The sequence below is a fragment of the Desulfoplanes sp. genome, from assembly GCF_054921335.1.
Genome location: NZ_JBUDSQ010000133.1, coordinates 1 through 4209 on the forward strand (window position 1 = coordinate 1; position 4209 = coordinate 4209).

Here is a 4209-nt window from a genome sequence, read left to right on the forward strand (position 1 = left end):
ATCCATGCCCAGTCGTGTTTCCAGTTTGCGGATCTCGTTGCGGGCCGTGCGCAGGGCCACGTCATGGGTGTTGCCCGTGTCCTCGTTGTCCGCCTTCATGAACGGCCGATCGGCCAGGCTCTTGATCTCTTCCAGCCGATAATCCAGGTCGAAGTCGATCTGTCGCAGGCCGCAGTCCAGCTCGAACAGTGGTTCCATATACTCGTTGTTGGCGTATTGTTCGGTGATCAGGGCCTCGTAGCCCCAGCGTGAGGGCATGATCCCGGCGTAGAGGGGTACGTAGTTGTCCGGGTTGTCTCTGGAGCCCAATTCGTTGAAATCGATGACACTGCCGCACAAGAGCATCTGGGGAATGAGCAGAAGGGGAACCAGAATGTAGATGGCCACCACGGACTTGAGGGAGGCCGACACGTTCAGCCCCACCAGGCAGGAGCAGAATCCCGCACTGAAGAGCACGGCAAATCCGGGCAGGTACATGTTGGGAATGCCCAGCAACGGGAAGCTGACCAGCATGAATCCCACAACCTGGATGGCGGTCATCCCGGCCAGAAAGGCGCATTTGCCGTTCAGGTACCCGAACCGGCTCAGGCTCAGGAATTGTTCCCGCTTGAGGATCTTGCGGTCCCTGACGATCTCCTCGGCACTCACGCTCAGCCCCATGAAAATGGCCACGATCACACTCATGAAAAAGAACATGGCGATGTTCACGTTGTCCACAAAGGCGATCTTCTCCCCTGACGATCCCCGGCACAACCACGCCAGGACCAGCCCGATGAGCGGGGCCTCGAGCATATTGATGAACATGTATTGCCGGTTGGCCAGCCGGGTGAGCAGGTTGCGGGTCAGGAAGATGGCGAACTGGCCCCATTGGCTTGGTCGCCAGAGTCTGCGTGGTGGAGGGGTGGACGGGTTGTCATCCTGTGGCCGAGGGGTCGCTTTGTTGCGTTCCAGATAGCGTTGGTGCCATGCTTCAGGCGAGACCAGCCGGTCCGTGGTGAACCGTCCCCGCTCGTCCACCCGTTTCATTTCGATGATCTCGAAGATCTGCCCCGGGTTCACGTTCCCGCAGGTGGGGCACATGCACTCCTCGGCCCCGGACTGCTGGGCCGCGGTGCGGAAATAGGTGACCGCCTCCATGGGGTTGCCCTCGTAGATGGGCCGTCCCCCCTTGTCCAGAACCCACAGGGAGTCGAACATCTGGAAGATCTGGAAGGAGGGCTGGTGGATGACCACGAAGACGAGGCAGCCGTTGTTGGCCTGTTCCCGGAGCAGGGTGATGACGTTTAATGAGTCGGCCGAGGAGAGGCCTGATGTGGGCTCGTCGGCAAAGAGGATGGCAGGCTTGCGGATGAGTTCCAACGCGATGTTCAGCCGCTTGCGCTGGCCCCCGCTGATGGTCTTGTCCAGGGGCGAGCCGACCCTGAGGTCGCTCGTCTCCACCTGGCCCAGGTCGATGAGGGTCTGCTCCACCCGTTTGCGGGTCTCCTCGGGCGAGAGATTGTTCAGGCAGAGCCGGGCGTTGTAATAGAGATTCTGGGCAACGGTCAGGTCCTCGAAGAGCAGATCGTCCTGGGGCACATAGCCGATCACGCCTTCGAGTTCCGGATCATCCGCGTACAGGTCGCGGCCGTTGATGAGCAGGGTGCCGGAGTCGGGGGGCAGGGTGCCGTTCAGGATGCTTAAGAGGGTGGACTTGCCCGTGCCGCTGCCCCCCATGATCCCGATGAGCTGTCCCGATCCCTGCCTGAAGGAAAAATGGTGCAGCCCGTTGTCGCTCCCCGGAAACCGAAAATCCAGCTCTCTCCCTTCGAAGATCACGGGTGGAGACTGCTTGCCCAGATGCAAAACCTTGCTGATGTCCGAATAGTAGCAGGGCCTCCCCATGCCGTCCCGCAGCAGCCCGCCCTGGGGCAGGATCTGGAAATGACCGACACGGGTCAGACGGCCGTTGATGGTCAGGGGCCCGCGTGTGGGCATGAGCAGCAGGGTCCCGGTCTCCTGAATGAGCAGCAGGGTCCAGGCGGCGTTGAATGAGGAGAGGTTCAGGAAGGTGCACGAGGATGTGTTCCGGGCACCATCCCTGTCCTGGACCAGAAATCGTTTGCCCAGACGGTCGTAGGAGGTGGGATGATGGATGAAGTCGGCCAGATCCTGGAGCACGTCCCAGTCCATGTCCAGGGCCGAGGCCAGAAGGGTGGCCGTGGTGGCGTCATCGTCGTCCGGCTGGAACAGGGAGATGATGTTGGCCAGCAGGATGTAGTGCTCTTCCCGGGGGAGATTGCTGCAGAGTTCCGTGCAGATGTCCCAGGCCCCCTGTTTGCGGGACTGGTCGTCGCCCGCCATGGCCATGTCCAGAAAATCGTCGAACAGCAGAAGGTGTTCTTCCCGGTCATGCAGGCTCAGATGTTCTTCCAGATAACGTTCCACCATGGATCGGGTGGCCCTGGTTTTTGCATCCCCCCGCATGGACGAGAGCAGGGCGAAGAGCCTGAGCACGGCGACGAGCATTGTCTGGGTCATGGGGGTCTCCATCAACAAAGGCCGACAAGCGTACTTGTCGGCCTTTGCTCCTCATTGCGATCAGGGTTTCGGCACCGGCCGGGGATCAATCAAAACCGAGGTCGTTGAATTCGTTGTACAGAAGGCGCATCCGTTCCTTGGACACGAAACGACCGACGGCCTTGACGTGTTCCATGGTCAGCTTGCCCTTGTTCACATTCAGGAAATCGGCCAGTGACTGAAGCCAGCCGACGCGTTCGCCCCGTTCCAAAAACATGAATCCGTCTACTGCGTTGGCATAGTCCATGTCGCTTTCAAAGATATTGTACAAGTCGAGAACCAAGTCGATATTGGTTTGGAATTCGGCAAGAATCTTGTTGGTGGCTACGGGATCGTTCATCAACAGGGCTGATCTCGTGGCGATGTACAGTCCTTCGATCAATCCGCCATACACTGAATCCACAACCACGTCGAAACCATGCTTGTCGGCCATGATCTTCTTGTATTTCGGGGCGTTGGCAGCGTAGGCCCCAATGACATCGTCGATGTCCACCTTGTCTGGTTCACGCAGCATCCAATTGAGCTCGGGCGGAAACAGGGCTGCCGTTGAAACGATACTTTGCAGATTGGTGGTGTTCAGCAATGTGCCCATGGACTGGATGGCCTTGGCTGCGTCCTGTTTGCGACCAAAAGATGCTGCGTACAGTGCGTCAAATTGATAGGCACCGATGAGTAAGTGGACACTCTGGCCCGGACCGAGATCAGCGGAAAGATCAGGGGGCATGAGCAATGATTTTTGGAAGGAAGCCCCATACTCCTTGAGTGTCTTGGAGACATCCATCATGTCCCGGATGTTTTTCTGGGACAGAATGCTCTGGGCCTGCTCGATATATGCCTGGGTGTCGGGTTCGGCGAGAGCCTGGGTCCCGCCAAACAGAACAAGCAGGGCACAAACTAGGGAAATCCGTTTCATGATGGACATTGCGGCCTATCCTCCTGGTGTTGAATGTGGACAATCCGGTCAAGGGATCGACATATGGGCAAGGGTGTTCAGTCTGAATTTTTTTGTCATACCCTAGTCGCAAGGAAGAATTTTATCAATACGAATTGTCGAACATTTTCAGGATGGAAGCGTGAGTGGCAGGATTTGCGGGGGTCAAAGGCTGGCGGCTTGGCTCGGTATGGACGAACCGGCTCTTACCGCACTGAACAACGCCCTGGTTGAGATGGATGGCTTTTTTGGGTTCATCCGGCAATAGCTACTTTCCATCAGAGCTCTCTCGGCTGAAGACAACTGCTGACGGAAAACATCTTCCCGTATAACCTGGATAGAACGAATACACGCACTCTGTAGCCCCCCTCCCGTAGTTCAGGGAGGGGCTGGGGGAGGGTTTCAAACTGCTGGAGGAAGGGACCGATAACACGACCCGCCCCTGGCCCCGCCCTCATGCATGAGAGCTATTGTTTCACCAGAACCTTCCAGGAGCCGGTTTTTTTCCCTCCGATCCGTTCCAGCATGCCATGTTCCTGAAGTTTTTTCAGGTTGCGTTCAACGGTTCGGGAAGAAACCGAGAGTTCCTCTGCCAACCGGGCAATATTCAGATTTGGCGTGTCGGTTAAGAGGGCAAGAATCTTTTCCGACATCTTTTCCGACACTTTTCCGACAACAACCTTCATATAGTCTTCTGTCGCCTCAAACTCCGGTACTTC

Annotated in this window: 4 protein-coding genes; 1 reads left to right on the forward strand and 3 read right to left on the reverse strand. The window is 57.4% G+C overall.

Features of this window, described 5'->3' with window-relative positions; all coding sequences use genetic code 11:
- Both ACY692_RS14320 and ACY692_RS14325 read right to left on the reverse strand, forming a co-directional pair.
- Positions 1-2520, reverse strand: a 2520-nt coding sequence (locus ACY692_RS14320) for an ATP-binding cassette domain-containing protein (RefSeq protein WP_462326059.1), incomplete at its 3' end; no start/stop codon positions are given.
- Between the two features lie 85 nt (positions 2521-2605).
- Positions 2606-3481, reverse strand: a complete 876-nt coding sequence (locus ACY692_RS14325; protein ID WP_462326060.1) for a hypothetical protein — start codon at positions 3479-3481, stop codon at positions 2606-2608.
- Positions 3482-3632: 151 nt separating this feature from the next.
- On the opposite strand from ACY692_RS14325, the gene ACY692_RS14330 reads away from it, so the two are divergent.
- Complete coding sequence (locus ACY692_RS14330; protein ID WP_462326061.1) at positions 3633-3758, forward strand: hypothetical protein; 126 nt, start codon at positions 3633-3635, stop codon at positions 3756-3758.
- 199 nt (positions 3759-3957) lie between these two features.
- On the opposite strand, the gene ACY692_RS14335 is transcribed toward ACY692_RS14330, so the two are convergent.
- On the reverse strand, positions 3958-4209 hold a 252-nt coding region (locus ACY692_RS14335), incomplete at its 5' end, for an HTH domain-containing protein (protein WP_462326062.1).